The organism is Bacillus sp. AY2-1 (assembly GCF_008368965.1).
In the GTDB taxonomy this organism is placed as follows: Bacteria; Bacillota; Bacilli; order Bacillales; family Bacillaceae_G; genus Bacillus_A; species Bacillus_A thuringiensis_S.
In genome coordinates this window covers 21680-36444 of sequence record NZ_QPEL01000011.1, presented here as the reverse complement: position 1 = coordinate 36444, position 14765 = coordinate 21680, and the positions used below count along the sequence as shown (strand labels likewise).

Below are 14765 nucleotides of genomic sequence, written 5' to 3'. Positions count from 1 at the left end.
TACTTGGAAATAGATAAAAATTTTATTTTTTAATGAACTATATAGATAGAAAAGCACTAAAACGAGTATGGTAGACAGCATAAAAAAAGATATGAAAACTTAATTTCATATCTTCTATTCATTCTATGCATTTACAGGTTCTTCTACATAAGAAAGGGCATTTTCAAAATCGGATATTAAATCGTCAACATTTTCAAGGCCAACTGATAACCGAAGTAATGAATTAGAGATCCCTCTTTCATCACGAGCTTCTTGCGACAGTGCTGCATGTGACATTTTTGCTGGGTAAGAAAGAATTGACTCTACCGCTCCTAAACTAACTGCAAAAACGGGTAATTTTACTTTTGACAAAAATTGGCGGAGTGCATCTTCTGACTGCAAAGTAAACGATAAGACCGCTCCAGCTGATGTTGCTTGAGATTGTTGAATATCAAATCCGAGATGCGTTTGTAATCCAGGATAATAGACATTTTGTACTTTAGCGTGCTCTTGTAAATAATGTGCAATTTTATTGGCATTTTTAGCTGAATGCTCGAGGCGTACATGCAATGTTTTTAGGCCACGAAGTACGAGAGAACAATCTTGAGGCCCTAAAATAGCACCGAATGCATTTTGTAAAAATCCAAGCTTTTGAGCGAGTTCTGCATCTTTTACTACTGCTAATCCGGCAGTAACATCACTATGACCAGCAATAAATTTTGTAGCACTATGAAGAACGACATCAGCTCCAAGTTCAAGTGGTTTCTGGAATAGTGGTGTCAAAAAAGTATTATCAACAAAAGTAAGAGCGCCAATAGATTTTGCAAGTTTAGAAACTTCGCGGATATCTGTCACTTTTAAAAGTGGGTTAGAAGGTGTTTCTACATAAAAGAGCTTTGTATTTGGTTTAATGTTTTGTTTTATTTCTTCTAAATTGGTCATATCAACAAATGTATGTGAAACACCGTAACGGGAGAGTACCTCAGTTATCACTCTGTAAGTGCCTCCGTATACATCTTCTGAAATGAGTACGTGATCACCTTGTGAAAGAAGGAGGAATGCAGTGGAAATCGCTGCAATGCCTGATGCAAAGGCGAATCCCTTTGTTCCACCTTCTAATAAAGCAATGATATCTTCAAGAGCTTCACGAGTTGGATTTCCTGACCTGCTATAGTCATATTTTCCGAACGTATCTACATCAAACTGGTGAAAAGTTGATGTGTTATAAATGGGAACGTTCACAGCGCCCGTTTGTGAGTCATGTTTATATTGGTTGTGTAGTAAGAGTGTATCTATAGAATAGCTCATATTTTTACACCTTCTTTTACGAGTTTAATGGCTTGCTTTAAGTCTTGAATTAAATCGTTACTATTTTCAATGCCAACGGAGAATCGAAGAAGACGATTGCATACACCGTTTGCTGTTCTAATATCTTCAGGAATATCAGCATGTGTTTGCGTTGCTGGATAAGTCATTAAACTTTCTACACCACCAAGACTTTCTGCAAATGTAATTAAGGATAAAGATTGTAAGAATGGATTAATCCAAGCTTCATCTTTAAGGCGGAATGAAATCATGCCGCCTCTTCCTGGATAAAATACATCTGTCACCCCGTTTTCATCATTTAAATATGCAACAACTGCTTTCGCATTTTCTTCATGTTGTCTCATGCGAAGCGCTAACGTTTTCATACCGCGAATTAATAACCATGAGTCAAATGGGCTTAAAACCGCGCCTGATGCATTATGATAATGAGCGATTTCCTCGCAAAGTTCCATTCCTTTTGCAACGACAAGTCCGCTTAGTACATCGTTATGTCCCCCTAAATATTTCGTTGCGCTATGGAGTACAATGTCAGCACCCTCTGTTAATGGTTGCTGTATATAAGGTGTGTAGAATGTGTTGTCTACAATAAGAAGTAGTCCGTGCCTTTTCGCTACAGTTGCGACAGCAGCAATATCAGTAACTTGCATTAATGGATTAGTTGGAGTTTCTATGAAAATAGCCTTCGTTTCAGTTGTGATAGCTTGCTCAATTTGTTTAATAGATTGTGTATTTACGTATCTACATCGAACATTCCACTTTTTTTCGTGCTCAGAAAATAATCGATACGTTCCTCCGTATAAATCTTCAGATACAATAAGTTCGTCTCCAGAGCGGAATAGAGAAAGGACGAGGAGAACAGCCGCCATCCCTGAACTACAGGCATAACCTTGTTCGCCATATTCTAAGTCTGCGATTGCCTGTTCTAAAAGACCGCGAGTTGGATTGCCAGTTCGTGAATAGTCAAAGCCAGTAGATTTACCAATTCCTTCGTGACGATAAGCGGTTGAGAAATAAACCGGTGGATTAACCGTTCCTGTTGTAGTTTCACTGCGATTTCCGATTTGTGCTAGTTTTGTTTCGATTGTTGACATGTGAAAATTCCTCCTTTTTAAATTGAAACATTAAGTGAATATAAAATAAAAAAAGCCTTCTAAGAAGAAGGCTTTCGGTTTGAATAGAGTCTTCTTCTCATCTGTCAAATCTTTCACAATTTGCTGGAATTAGCACCTTATTAACAAACTGTTAATGGTTGCTGAGGCGTCATAGGGCCAGTCCCTCTACCTCTCTAGATAAGAATGTTCGTATGAAATTTTTATTATGTTTTTAACTTTACAACAAAAGATAATTGAATTGCAAGTTTATTTTAAATAATTTTTATTTTTCCGCAAGTATCATTGACTTTTACTTTTGTGCATGCTAAATTTATTAAAAAATTAACAAACATTGTTAAAAGGGGAACGCATTTCCTTTTAGCTACATAAATAAAATAATAAAGACAACTCTTATTGAGAGCGGTGGAGGGAAAGGCCCTGTGAAACCCGGCAACCTTCAAACGAAATGTTTGAAACGGTGCTAATACCTGCAAAACGAATGTTTTGCATAATAAGAGGAGGAACGATTATGTCCCCCTCTTCAAAGTGAAGAGGGGGTTTTTATATTGATAGAAATGAGGGAGATTCGTGAAATTACTAGATTTATTATCAAAAGGAATTGTAATAGGTGATGGTGCGGTTGGGACGTTATTGCATTCACATGGTTTGCAAAGTAGCTTTGAAGAATTGAATGTATCTGATCCAGACTTAATTATATCGATTCATAAACAATATGTAGCTGCTGGAGCAGATGTAATTCAAACGAATACGTATGGGGCAAATGAGACGAAATTACGTATGTATGGTTTAGAAAATCAAGTTACAGAAATTAATAGAGCGGCAGTAAAACTGGCGAAAGCATCTGTTACAGACAGAAATGCAATTTTAGGAACAATTGGTGGTATGAAACACATCGGAGCCGTTACAACGACTGATATGGAAAGGGAGTTTATGCTACTTGAACAGGCAGGGGCTTTACTAGAAGAGCAGGTTGATGGATTACTATTAGAAACTTTTTACGATGAATTTGAATTACTTCATGCCGTTAAAGTATTGCGTAAGCAAACGAATATTCCAATTGTTGCTCAATTAGCGTTACATGAAGCAGGTACGACTCAAAATGGAAATGATGTCAATGAAATATTAAAGCAACTTATAGATTGCGGTGCAAATGTTGTTGGATTGAATTGTCAACTAGGGCCGCTTCATATGACGGAAGCTTTCAAAATGATATCGATTCCGCAAAATGGCTATTTATCAGCATACCCAAATGCAGGTCTCCCGAATTATGTGGAGGGACGTTATGTATATGAGGGAAGCCCAGCTTATTTTGAAGCGATGACACCGAGATTTATTGAGCAAGGTATTCGATTATTGGGTGGTTGTTGTGGTACGACTCCAGAACATATTCAAAGTATGAAGCGCGCTGTTGCGAATATTACCCCTGTAATAGAAAAAGACACGATTCAAAGGCCGAAAGTCGTTCATACGCATGAGAAACGTTCGAAGGCTCACGTCACTCTAGCAGAGAAAGCGAAAAAACAAACGACAGTTGTAGTGGAATTAGATCCACCGAAAACGTTAGATACACAGCGTTTTTTTGAAGGAGCAAGAGCGTTAAAAAGAGCGGGAGCAGATGCTATTACTCTAGCAGATAATTCATTAGCATCGCCTCGCATCTCGAATATGGCAATGGGTGCGTTATTAACCAAGCATGATATCCCAGTATTGACACATTTAACGTGTAGAGATCATAACGTCATTGGACTACAATCTCATTTGTTAGGTTTATCGGCGTTAGGGATGGAAGAAGTGTTAGCTTTAACTGGTGATCCAGCGCGCGTTGGTGATTTTCCCGGTGCAACTTCTGTATATGATTTATCCTCTATTGAGCTCATTAAAATGATTAAAGAAATGAACGATGGACGTTCAATTTTAGGGAAATCAATTGGACCGGCGACAAGGTTTTCTGTAGGCGGCGCATTTAATCCTCACGTGAGGCACTTAAAAGCAGCGGTTAAGCGAATGGAACGAAAAATAGATGCTGGAGCGGAGTATTTTTTAACTCAGCCAATTTACGATATCGCGCTAATTGAAGAAGTGTATGAAGCGACAAAGCATCTGGAACAACCTATTTTTATTGGAATTATGCCGTTAGTAAGTAAGCGGAATGCAGATTTTCTTCATTTTGAGGTGCCGGGTATTACTCTTCCTGAAGAAATAAGAGAGAGAATGGATGGACACGAAACGAAAGAGGCAGCAATTGAGGAAGGGATTCGCATTTCGCAAGAATTAATCGACATAGCGATGAAATATTTTAATGGTATTTATCTTATTACACCATTTTTAAAGTATGAAATTACAGAACATCTTGTTAAATATGTAAGAGAAAAGCAAGAAGTGAAAGAAGGTATTAATTGATGAAGTGTATAGAAGAAAAATTACAGAATAGCATTTTAATATTAGATGGGGCAATGGGGACAATGATTCAGCAAGAGGATTTAACTGCTGAAGATTTCGGAGGAGAAGAGTACGAGGGCTGTAATGAATATTTAGTAGAAACAAGACCAGACGTTATTTTAAAAATTCATAAAGCTTATATTGAAGCTGGAGCGGATATTATTGAAACAAATACATTTGGGGCAACGAATATTGTACTAAGTGATTATGAGCTGTCTCATTTAGATGAAGAACTAAATGAAAAGGCAGCACTTTTGGCGAAGCAAGCTGTTAAAGAAAGCGGGAAGGAAGTATATGTTGCGGGAGCAATGGGACCAACAACGAAAGCAATTAGTGTTACAGGTGGTGTGACTTTTGAAGAATTGATTGAGGCTTATACAAGGCAGGCACGAGGATTGTTAAAAGGAGAAGTTGATGTATTACTCGTTGAGACGAGTCAAGATATGCGTAACGTGAAAGCAGCTTATATTGGAATTCAAGCTGCTTTTGAAGAAATGAAAAAAACGGTTCCTATTATGATTTCAGGAACGATTGAGCCAATGGGAACGACTCTGGCTGGGCAAACAATTGAAGCTTTTTATTTATCAGTAGAACATATGAAACCATTATCTGTTGGATTAAACTGTGCGACTGGTCCGGAGTTTATGAGGGACCATATTCGTTCACTATCTGATTTATCGGAGTGTTACATTTCTTGTTATCCAAATGCAGGTCTTCCTGATGAAGATGGACATTACCATGAATCTCCATCTTCTCTTGCTGAAAAGGTGAAGCGATTTGCTGAAGAAGGATGGGTTAATATTATCGGTGGTTGTTGTGGCACGACACCAGAACATATAAAAGCAATGAAATCCGCGCTAGCATCTCTTAAGCCTCGTGACCATCATGAGAGAGAAGGACATGGAATTAGTGGATTGGAGGCACTGCAATACGATGAGTCTATGAGACCGTTATTTGTAGGTGAAAGAACGAATGTTATTGGATCACGTAAATTTAAACGATTAGTAGCAGAAGGGAAATTTGAAGAGGCTGCTGAAGTGGCAAGGGCGCAAGTGAAGAAAAATGCTCATATTATTGATATTTGTATGGCAGATCCTGATCGTGATGAAATAGAAGATATGGAGAAATTTTTGACAGAAGTTACGAAAGTGTTAAAAGTACCGATTATGATTGATTCAACGGATGAAAATGTTATGGCAAGAGCACTTACTTATATTCAAGGAAAAGCTGTTATCAACTCTATTAATTTAGAAGATGGAGAAGAGCGTTTTGAAAAGGTAACACCGCTTCTTCGTAAGTATGGTGCTGCAATTGTAGTTGGTACAATCGATGAAGATGGTATGGCAGTAAGTGCTGAAAGAAAATTAGAAATTGCAAAAAGAAGTTACGAATTATTAACGACGAAATATGGAATACGTCCGTCAGATATTATTTTTGATGCACTTGTGTTTCCAGTAGGGACAGGTGATGAAGAATATATTGGTTCAGCGGCAGCGACTATAGAAGGAATTCGTCTTATTAAAGAAGCGTTACCAGAGTGTTTAACGATTTTAGGTGTAAGTAACATATCATTTGGTTTACCACCAGCTGGACGTGAAGTATTGAATTCCGTCTTTTTATATCATGCTACGAAGGCTGGATTAGATTACGCGATTGTTAATACGGAAAAATTAGAACGCTATGCGTCGATTCCAGAGGAAGAAAAACACCTTGCAGATGCATTACTGTTTGAAACGACTAAAGAGACGTTAGAAGAATTTACAAACTTTTACCGAGTCGCTAAAAAGAAAGATGTCGTTGTGCAAGAAACGTTAACGCTTAATGAAAGACTAGCAAATTATATTGTAGAAGGTACGAAACAAGGATTACACGAGGATTTAAGTCTTGCACTTGAAGAAGGAAGAAAACCTCTTGATATTATTAACGGTCCGCTTATGACAGGGATGGACGAGGTAGGACGACTATTTAATAATAATGAACTTATTGTTGCTGAAGTATTGCAAAGTGCCGAAAGTATGAAAGCTGCTGTAAGTTATTTAGAGCCATATATGGAATCTAGTGATAGTGCGAAAAAAGGGAAAGTATTATTAGCAACTGTAAAAGGTGACGTGCATGATATTGGGAAAAATCTCGTTGAAATTATTTTAGCGAATAACGGATATGAGATTATTAATTTAGGAATTAATGTACGTTCAGATCGAATTGTTCAAGAAGTACAAGAAAAGAATCCGGACATTATAGGACTTTCAGGTTTATTAGTAAAATCAGCGCAACAAATGGTAACGACTGCTGAAGATTTAAAAGCAGCAAATATTGATGTTCCCATTGTTGTAGGTGGTGCAGCGTTAACGAGAAAGTTTACAGATAATCGGATTTCACCATCATATAAAGGGCTCGTTTGTTATGCGAGTGATGCGATGACGGGGCTCGATATTATTAATAAGCTTCAAAAAGAAGAAGAGCGTGAGAAGATGAAACAGGATAAGAAAGAACGGCATCTTCATATCGTAAAAAAAGAGGAGAAGAAAGTAGAAATTCCAGCAGTAATTGAGCCATTACCAAAGGCTGAGGTTATCGTGCCTGATTCAACAAAACGAATTGTATTACGCGATATTCCCGCCCTTCATCTCGCTCCATTTTTAAATAGACAAATGCTACTTGGGCATCACCTTGGATTAAAAGGAAATGTGAAGAAGCTTTTGAAAAAGGGAGATAAGAGAGCGCATGAATTAAATGATTTAATAGATGAATTATTGCAAGAAGGACAATCTTGGTTAAAGCCAAAAGCAGTGTATCAATTTTTCCCAGCGCAAAGCGATGGACAAAACATTGTAATATATGATCCAGAAGATCATACGCGTGTTATAGAGCGTTTCACGTTCCCTAGACAAGGAAAGGCCCCCTATCGTACTTTAGGCGATTATTTGCGCCCAATTGGAGATGAGATGGACTATGTTGCTTTCTTATCTGTTACGGTTGGGGAAGGAGTTCGGGACATTGCTGAAGAGTGGAAGGCGAAAGGTGATTACTTACGTAGTCATGCCATTCAATCGTTAGCGCTTGAATTAGCAGAAGGACTTGCTGAAAAAACACATATGCTCATTCGTGACCGCTGGGGCATTCCAGACTCACCTGAACTGACGATGGAAGAACGTTTCCGTACGAAATATAGAGGAATACGCGTGTCATTTGGTTATCCGGCGTGTCCAGAACTTGCAGATCAAGAAAAGCTATTTCGCTTAATTCATCCAGAGGAAATAGGTATTTCATTAACAGAAGGATTCATGATGGAGCCAGAAGCGTCCGTAACGGCTATGGTATTTTCTCACCCTGAGGCAAGATATTTTAGTGTATTATAGTCTAGAAGGGGGAGACGTATGAAGAAAATAGTCTTTACAGGTGGCGGTTCGGCAGGACATGTAACACCTAATTTAGCCATTATCCCACATTTACAGGAAGACAACTGGGATATCTCTTATATTGGTTCTCATCAAGGTATTGAGAAAACGATTATAGAAAAGGAAGGCATTCCCTACTATAGTATTTCGAGTGGAAAGCTACGTCGTTATTTTGATTTGAAAAATATAAAAGATCCTTTTCTTGTAATGAAGGGTGTTATGGATGCGTATGTAAGGATTCGAAAACTAAAACCAGATGTGATTTTTTCAAAAGGCGGTTTCGTATCTGTACCAGTCGTAATTGGAGGATGGCTAAATAGAGTACCAGTTTTATTACATGAATCTGATATGACGCCAGGACTAGCAAATAAAATTGCGCTTCGTTTTGCTTCGAAAATATTTGTTACATTTGAAGAAGCAGCGAAGCATTTACCGAAAGAAAAAGTAATATATACGGGATCTCCTGTACGTGAAGAAGTGCTGAAGGGAAATCCTGAAACAGGTTTAGCATTTTTAGGTTTTTCACGTAAAAAGCCAGTTATTACGATTATGGGAGGCAGCTTGGGCGCGAAGAAAATTAATGATACGGCTCGAGAAGCATTACCAGAACTTCTTAAAAAGTATCAAATTGTTCACCTTTGCGGAAAAGGTAACCTTGATGAAAGTTTACAAAATAAAGAAGGATATAGACAATTTGAATATGTACATGGAGAACTGCCGGATATATTAGCGGTAACAGATTTTGTTATTTCACGCGCGGGCTCCAACGCAATTTTTGAATTTTTAACATTACAAAAGCCGATGGTTTTAATTCCATTATCGAAATTTGCAAGCCGTGGAGATCAAATATTAAATGCAGAGTCCTTTGAAAGGCAAGGGTATGCCTCCGTATTATATGAAGAAGATGTAACTGTAAAATCTCTGATAAAGTATGTCGAAGAATTGAATCAAAATAATGAGAAGTATAAAACAGCACTAAAAAAATATAATGGAAAAGAAGCAATTCAAACAATCATTCAAAATATTTCAGAGGCATGATGAAACAATCATGCCTCTTTTAGTAGGGTGAAAGATTCCAAGAATTGATATTTTTATGTTACAATAAAGTGAAACTTTAATCAGTTGGGTGCATCCCACATCTAACTTCTTTACTTTTACTGAAATTTGAGGAGGGAGTCTTACTGCCCTCAAATAGCGGGATAACAACTGGGTTAATAGAGAAATTCCAATTAATGAGGCGTGAAAATACGAATGGATTAGGAGTGACTGTGTTGGAGCTAAGTCTCTATGAAAATACTGCACTTATTATATGCTTTGTGTTGTACGTTGGTAGTGTTATTGTTTATATTTCAAGGAAATTTTCGCAAGAAAGAGAGCTTGAAAAGTCAGAGATAACAGCTGAACTAGAAATGTTAGCTGATGAAAGTTATAAAAAACAAAAAATAAAAGAAGACCATGAAGCATCCCATCATTTAAACGCAAATAAGTTTTAAAGATGGGGATTTTTTTTGAAGTTGTTATTTATTATAGCTATAACAAATAACGCTAAAAAGGAGTTTCCCTATACATAATGAAGGAGTGTATATAAATGAATTTTTATATCGCCTCAGGTTTCCAAAATAAACATCTTGTATGTTCCGTAGCAAATGAACTGAAACATGCAGGATGGCACCATACATATGATTGGGCCAAAAACGAAAGAGCAGTGAATCAAGAACAATTAAGAGAAATTGGTCAGGCAGAAAAAAATGCTGTAAAAGAAGCGGATGTGTTTTTACTTATATTAGATGGCGGAAACGGGAGCCATACAGAGTTTGGAATGGCGATTGCGCTAGAGAAAACTATATATGTATATCATGCAGGAAATCCGCTCCAAACAACGTTCTATCACTTGCCAGAAATAAATATTTTTGAAGGAGATGTAGCTGAGTTTGCATCTTATGTTATGAATCATGTGAAATAATAGTAACTACCTAAAAGGTTATAAAAGTGATCTTTTGGGTACAGTGATGATAAGAAACGTATATAAAGGAGTACATAATATGAAATTAGAAAATGGATGGGAAACGAGCTTTTTAGAAGTCGTACAAAATAGTGAATTTAAGAAAGAGGCACTTCTTAGTCAATTGCTTTGTCAGGATAGTGAAGAAGTAGAAGAGCTTGTGGATGATTACGGCTACGAAGAGCTTGTTGAACGCGAACATGATGATGAGTTAGCTGAAATTTTAGGAGAAGAACTTTTTAGTGAGATGGAACGACAAGTATTCTTATCTTCAAACCCAGAAGAAAAACTTATTTCATTCGTCAATGGATTAGGTTTTCATGTATTAGATTGGATCGTTCTTCTTGAAACAGAATTTGGAATTGATAGTGCAAACTTTACATCAGATGCTGTGAAGGTGTTAGAAAAGCGTTTCAGCCAGTTTCCATACATAGAGGACAAGACAATTTTTGATATGACATTTGGAGAATCTATGGATGTATTAGAATCTGTTACAGGATTACAACTAAAGGAAAAGATGAACGTATAATGAAAAAAGAACGTGATTGGATCACGTTCTTTTTTTACATTATAATAATTTTGTCATCTAGTTTTGTTTGTCCGCTAAGAAGTGCGTTTAAATATTCCACTTTTCTTATACAGGCTTGTATATGTCTTTCAACCTCTTGTAACTCTGCTTGGTGATGTGTTTCAATCGGATGAATTTGTACGTTGAATTTTTCAAATTGACTACTATATGTTATTTCTGCATAGCCGCTCATAATATCGGTTTCGTTATGAAATAAAAATTGCTTCGTTTTGTCACAGAATGATACATCCTGAAAGCCATATACTTTTAATGCTTCAATTACTTTTTTTATCATTTTTGTATTCATTTTTTTAACCCTCTTTACGAAGTTCTACTTATACATTATACCATAAAAAATTACATAGAAAGCGCTTCCAAGTGTATTTTATTATAAACTTTACGTTTCAATCACAAAAATGAAACAAAGAAAAAATAATTGTAAAGAAGGAAGGACTCTTTTATTGTTTCGTCATATATATAGAGAAATAGTGCAATGAAAGGAAATTTTCCGAGTTGGAGATCGTATTTCCAATTTGAGCGCAGTAAAAGAGGTGAAAATCTTGAACTTTGATATTGTAGGACAAAAAGCATATATAAAAGATGGACCGCATCGGAACCGAATTGGAATTGTAAAGAAAAACGAGACAAAATTAGCATCGCATTTTGCTATTGTAATTGGAGAACAAATTATTGATGTAGAGCTAAAGGATATCGTGTTAGTTGGAGTAGACGTAGGACAATTTCATAAATGGTGCGAACAAAATGGTTATTTGTGAAAAGGACGGGCTGTGAGATAATGAAATATATTTGAGGAAAGAGAATATATTATTGTATTCTCTTTTTCTATGTTTAAGGAGGCGAAAATGAAATATACAGAACAGGAGTTTACGTTGGAGTTAAAAGAGAACATTCAATGTATGGAGAAGGAAATAGAGCCAATGTCACTTAAATTGTATAAAGAGTATTCGCATTTATACATAGAAAAAAACATGGAATTAGATATGGGATTTGCAAGAGAAAAAGAGAATCCCTTTGAGGTGGGTTATTATTCATCAGTTGCTATAGCTATATAGATGAAGAAAAAGAAATGATTGAATTTCACGATATTCCAATTTAGAAATGTGAAAGAATCTTTTTAGGAATGCCAATTCAATTAAACATTTTGGGTAGTAAGAAAGTAGGGGAACTCGCTGATGAATCTTGTTATGAGATTGAGGAAGAGTTAAAAGAGCAATTAAAAGAATACTTGGAGTGATAATTCTCAAGATAAGATCTATAAAGAGGGAACGGAATAAAAAAGACGCTAACAATTGTATGTTAGCGTCTTTCTTTCATTATGAAGCAATTTCACCAGTTTTTGTATCGTCTTGATTGTACGTATCTTGATCTAATTCACCAAGCCATTTACTTGAAATAAGACCTGCTGTCATAGAACCACTTACGTTAAGAGCTGTACGACCCATATCGATTAATGGCTCAACTGAGATAACTAGAGCAACAATACCGATTGGTAAGTTCATTGTAGATAGTACGATTAAAGCTGCGAATGTTGCACCGCCACCAACTCCGGCAACACCGAATGAGCTAATAGCAACAACAGCGATTAAAGTTAAAATAAATTGTGGTTGTAATGGATCAATTCCTACAGTTGGAGCGACCATCATTGCAAGCATTGCTGGATAAATACCTGCGCAACCGTTTTGTCCGATAGATACCCCAAATGAAGCTGCGAAGTTTGCAATTCCTTCGGAGATACCAAGCTTTTCTTTTTGAGCTTCAATATTTAATGGCATCGCACCAGCACTAGAGCGAGATGTGAATGCAAAAGTTAGTACAGGGAACACTTTTTTCAAATATTGAATTGGATTTAAACCAGACAATGCAATTAATAATAAGTGAATGATAAACATTACGATAAGTGCTACATAAGAGGCTAACACGAAGTTACCAAGCTTTAAAATAGCATTTATATCGCTACCAGCAACTGTTTTTGCCATAAGAGCTAATACGCCGTATGGAGTAAGGCGTAAAATTAATGTTACCATACGCATTACGATTGCATATACAGCATCAAGCATTTTCTTAAATAGCTCTGCTTGTTCTGGATATTTTCGTTTTACACCTATAAAGGCAATGCCGATAAAGGCTGCAAATATTACGACAGAAATTGTTGATGTTGGACGAGCGCCTGTTAAATCAAGAAACGGATTTGTAGGCAATAGCTCTAATAATTTATCTGGAATTGTTGTCTTTTCAATAGAAGTAAATCTTTCTTCAACTAGTTTCAGACGAGCAGATTCTGCATCACCTTGTTGCAAGCCTGTTGCAGATACATCAAATCCTGCACTTGCAGCGATACCGACAGCTGCAGCGATTCCTGTAGTAAGAATTAAAATTCCGATAATAAGACCACTAATTTTACCAAGGTTTTTCGTTAACTGTAATTTTGTAAAGGCTGAAATAATAGATACTAAAATAAGTGGCATAACGATCATTTGAAGTAATTTCACATAACCGTTACCAATTAAGCCAAACCAAGTATTTGATTCAATAATTACTTTAGAAGTTGGCTCATAAATGAATTGTAATATAAGACCGAATAAAATTCCGACTCCTAAAGCGGTAAATACACGTTTATTAAAAGATACATGCTTACGTTGCATATAATATAATACGCCAACTAAGATGAGCATGACTGCAACGTTAATTCCGACAAGCAGTGTATTCATGTTGATTCCCCCTAATTCCAATCTGTTATATAGAATATAAGGTAATAAAACCTATAAGTCAACTAGGAAATTCCGGGATTAAAAAAAAGATGGCAAAATGCCATCTTTTAATGTCCAGCCCCAGGGACAAGTAAAAATGTCGTGTAGTATGTAAATCCTATGAAGAAAACAGTTAAATATGCCCCGAATACGTATATATACATACGCTCTGTTAATTTTAAATAGCTTAAAAGTACGAAGAAACCTGTTTGTCCTAAAAATAGTAGTGCAGCCTGTTGCATATCTCCTACGTAAAACATAACCGAGAAAATTCCAGTCCAAAAGCCGAGAACGCGAAACATGCGATCCATGCTATTTCCCTCCTTTTCTAGAAAAAGTAAAACCTCTTTTCATTATAGTTTATTTTTCTTACTATTGTAAATATTCATTCATATAAAAAGAAGCCAATTATTATTGGCTTCTTTTTATATGAGAAATTAAATTGTTAGTTTATAATTACAAGATTTACATCCATCTAATAGACTATCATTTCGAGTTAATTCCATGTTAGGGAATAGGATTTCAAAAATTCCTTTCATCATATCTCCGTGCATGTTACAAATTTCAGTTGGATGATGAACAGCCACTTCTTTAAATGGACAATTGTGTACATCATAGAAAATTTTTGTTCCATCTGCACTTAATTCAAATGCAGGTGATAAGCCGGCTGTTGAGAAAGCTTCTTTTGCAATTTGAACTTTTTGTTCTACTGTTAAAGCACCTTCACTCACATTTAAACGTTGCATATGTTGTTGCATTAATTCGGCCCCGAATTGTTTTCCTGTTTCGTATAGCGCTTTCTCACCAGCAGCGCCAAGGCTAAGTAAAGAATTAAATGCTATTCTTGCTAACAATTGATAATCACGGAATGGAAATTGCAATTGAATAACATCTTCAGATAAGACATATAATCTGCTTGGTCTTCCACCTTTTCCAGTTTTCTTTGTTTCCGATTTAAGCATATGAACATCTTCTAATTTAGATAAATGTAAACGTGCTACGTTTGGATGAATATCGAATTCATCTGCAATTTCTTGTACAGTTACGTAACTATGTTTTTGCGAAATATATTTATAAATGTAATAACGAGTTGGGTCAGCTAAAACACCTGTAATTTTTAAAGCTTGTTCCATGAGGATCTCCACCTTTATCACTTTATCCAAGATAATAACA

13 protein-coding genes, 1 pseudogene and 2 riboswitches are annotated in these 14765 nt (G+C 36.2%); of the genes and pseudogenes, 8 read left to right on the top strand and 6 right to left on the bottom strand.

What is annotated here, in order from left to right; genetic code table 11:
* Nucleotides 1-123 precede the first annotated feature (123 nt).
* Both metC and metI read right to left on the bottom strand, forming a co-directional pair.
* The gene (gene metC / locus DN403_RS01650; protein WP_000122296.1) at nucleotides 124-1287 is read right to left on the bottom strand and encodes a cystathionine beta-lyase; all 1164 of its coding nucleotides are present in this window, start codon (nucleotides 1285-1287) and stop codon (nucleotides 124-126) included.
* Nucleotides 1284-2396, bottom strand: coding sequence for a cystathionine gamma-synthase/O-acetylhomoserine thiolyase (gene metI, locus DN403_RS01645; RefSeq protein ID WP_000103895.1), 1113 nt, complete (start codon nucleotides 2394-2396; stop codon nucleotides 1284-1286). Before metI ends, metC begins: the two co-directional genes overlap by 4 nt.
* Before the next feature lie 94 nt (nucleotides 2397-2490).
* Nucleotides 2491-2601: riboswitch (SAM riboswitch) on the bottom strand.
* 203 nt (nucleotides 2602-2804) lie between these two features.
* Nucleotides 2805-2914: riboswitch (SAM riboswitch) on the top strand.
* A 70-nt stretch (nucleotides 2915-2984) separates the two neighbouring features.
* Here metI and DN403_RS01640 point away from each other — a divergent pair.
* The 6 genes from DN403_RS01640 to DN403_RS01615 all read left to right on the top strand — a co-directional run bounded on the left by DN403_RS01640 (nucleotide 2985) and on the right by DN403_RS01615 (nucleotide 10785).
* Nucleotides 2985-4817, top strand: a complete 1833-nt coding sequence (locus DN403_RS01640) for a bifunctional homocysteine S-methyltransferase/methylenetetrahydrofolate reductase (RefSeq protein WP_000770367.1) — start codon at nucleotides 2985-2987, stop codon at nucleotides 4815-4817.
* A complete protein-coding gene (gene metH, locus DN403_RS01635; RefSeq protein ID WP_000649726.1) occupies nucleotides 4817-8215 on the top strand; it encodes a methionine synthase in 3399 nt (1132 codons plus the stop codon). Before DN403_RS01640 ends, metH begins: the two co-directional genes overlap by 1 nt.
* A gap of 18 nt (nucleotides 8216-8233) precedes the next feature.
* Entirely contained in the window at nucleotides 8234-9292 is a 1059-nt protein-coding gene (gene murG, locus DN403_RS01630; RefSeq protein ID WP_000724741.1) for an undecaprenyldiphospho-muramoylpentapeptide beta-N-acetylglucosaminyltransferase, read from the top strand.
* A 194-nt stretch (nucleotides 9293-9486) separates the two neighbouring features.
* A complete protein-coding gene (locus DN403_RS01625; protein WP_001250699.1) occupies nucleotides 9487-9747 on the top strand; it encodes a DUF3966 domain-containing protein in 261 nt (86 codons plus the stop codon).
* Between the two features lie 95 nt (nucleotides 9748-9842).
* Entirely contained in the window at nucleotides 9843-10217 is a 375-nt protein-coding gene (locus tag DN403_RS01620; protein ID WP_001012330.1) for a nucleoside 2-deoxyribosyltransferase, read from the top strand.
* Between the two features lie 79 nt (nucleotides 10218-10296).
* Nucleotides 10297-10785 (top strand): hypothetical protein, encoded by a 489-nt coding sequence (locus DN403_RS01615; protein WP_000764268.1) that lies wholly within the window; start codon nucleotides 10297-10299, stop codon nucleotides 10783-10785.
* Between the two features lie 34 nt (nucleotides 10786-10819).
* Here the strand turns inward: DN403_RS01615 and DN403_RS01610 are convergent, their stop codons facing one another.
* On the bottom strand, nucleotides 10820-11131 hold the full coding sequence (locus DN403_RS01610) for a hypothetical protein (protein ID WP_001093238.1): 312 nt from the start codon (nucleotides 11129-11131) through the stop codon (nucleotides 10820-10822).
* Nucleotides 11132-11384: 253 nt separating this feature from the next.
* Here DN403_RS01610 and DN403_RS01605 point away from each other — a divergent pair, with 253 nt between their 5' ends.
* Entirely contained in the window at nucleotides 11385-11600 is a 216-nt protein-coding gene (locus tag DN403_RS01605; protein ID WP_001008325.1) for a DUF3912 family protein, read from the top strand.
* A gap of 87 nt (nucleotides 11601-11687) precedes the next feature.
* Nucleotides 11688-12079, top strand: a pseudogene (locus tag DN403_RS31640) (hypothetical protein).
* A gap of 79 nt (nucleotides 12080-12158) precedes the next feature.
* On the opposite strand, the gene DN403_RS01595 reads toward DN403_RS31640, so the two are convergent.
* The 3 genes from DN403_RS01595 to DN403_RS01585 all read right to left on the bottom strand — a co-directional run bounded on the left by DN403_RS01595 (nucleotide 12159) and on the right by DN403_RS01585 (nucleotide 14725).
* Nucleotides 12159-13553 carry an L-cystine transporter gene (locus DN403_RS01595; protein ID WP_001094344.1) on the bottom strand — a complete coding sequence of 465 codons (1395 nt, stop codon included), beginning with the start codon at nucleotides 13551-13553 and terminating at the stop codon, nucleotides 12159-12161.
* 107 nt (nucleotides 13554-13660) lie between these two features.
* On the bottom strand, nucleotides 13661-13903 hold the full coding sequence (locus DN403_RS01590) for a DUF2626 domain-containing protein (RefSeq protein ID WP_000375619.1): 243 nt from the start codon (nucleotides 13901-13903) through the stop codon (nucleotides 13661-13663).
* 126 nt (nucleotides 13904-14029) lie between these two features.
* Nucleotides 14030-14725, bottom strand: coding sequence for a helix-turn-helix transcriptional regulator (locus DN403_RS01585; RefSeq protein WP_000434110.1), 696 nt, complete (start codon nucleotides 14723-14725; stop codon nucleotides 14030-14032).
* Nucleotides 14726-14765: the final 40 nt, after the last annotated feature.

Excerpts from the sequence above, each read along its gene's own strand:
- metC (WP_000122296.1), bottom strand. The coding sequence starts at position 1,287 with ATGAGCTATTCTATAGATACACTCTTACTACACAACCAATATAAACAT.
- metI (WP_000103895.1), bottom strand. The coding sequence starts at position 2,396 with ATGTCAACAATCGAAACAAAACTAGCACAAATCGGAAATCGCAGTGAA.
- metH (WP_000649726.1), top strand. The coding sequence starts at position 4,817 with ATGAAGTGTATAGAAGAAAAATTACAGAATAGCATTTTAATATTAGAT.
- murG (WP_000724741.1), top strand. The coding sequence starts at position 8,234 with ATGAAGAAAATAGTCTTTACAGGTGGCGGTTCGGCAGGACATGTAACA.
- DN403_RS01625 (WP_001250699.1), top strand. The coding sequence starts at position 9,487 with ATGAGGCGTGAAAATACGAATGGATTAGGAGTGACTGTGTTGGAGCTA.
- DN403_RS01620 (WP_001012330.1), top strand. The coding sequence starts at position 9,843 with ATGAATTTTTATATCGCCTCAGGTTTCCAAAATAAACATCTTGTATGT.
- DN403_RS01615 (WP_000764268.1), top strand. The coding sequence starts at position 10,297 with ATGAAATTAGAAAATGGATGGGAAACGAGCTTTTTAGAAGTCGTACAA.
- DN403_RS01610 (WP_001093238.1), bottom strand. The coding sequence starts at position 11,131 with ATGAATACAAAAATGATAAAAAAAGTAATTGAAGCATTAAAAGTATAT.
- DN403_RS01595 (WP_001094344.1), bottom strand. The coding sequence starts at position 13,553 with ATGAATACACTGCTTGTCGGAATTAACGTTGCAGTCATGCTCATCTTA.
- DN403_RS01590 (WP_000375619.1), bottom strand. The coding sequence starts at position 13,903 with ATGGATCGCATGTTTCGCGTTCTCGGCTTTTGGACTGGAATTTTCTCG.
- DN403_RS01585 (WP_000434110.1), bottom strand. The coding sequence starts at position 14,725 with ATGGAACAAGCTTTAAAAATTACAGGTGTTTTAGCTGACCCAACTCGT.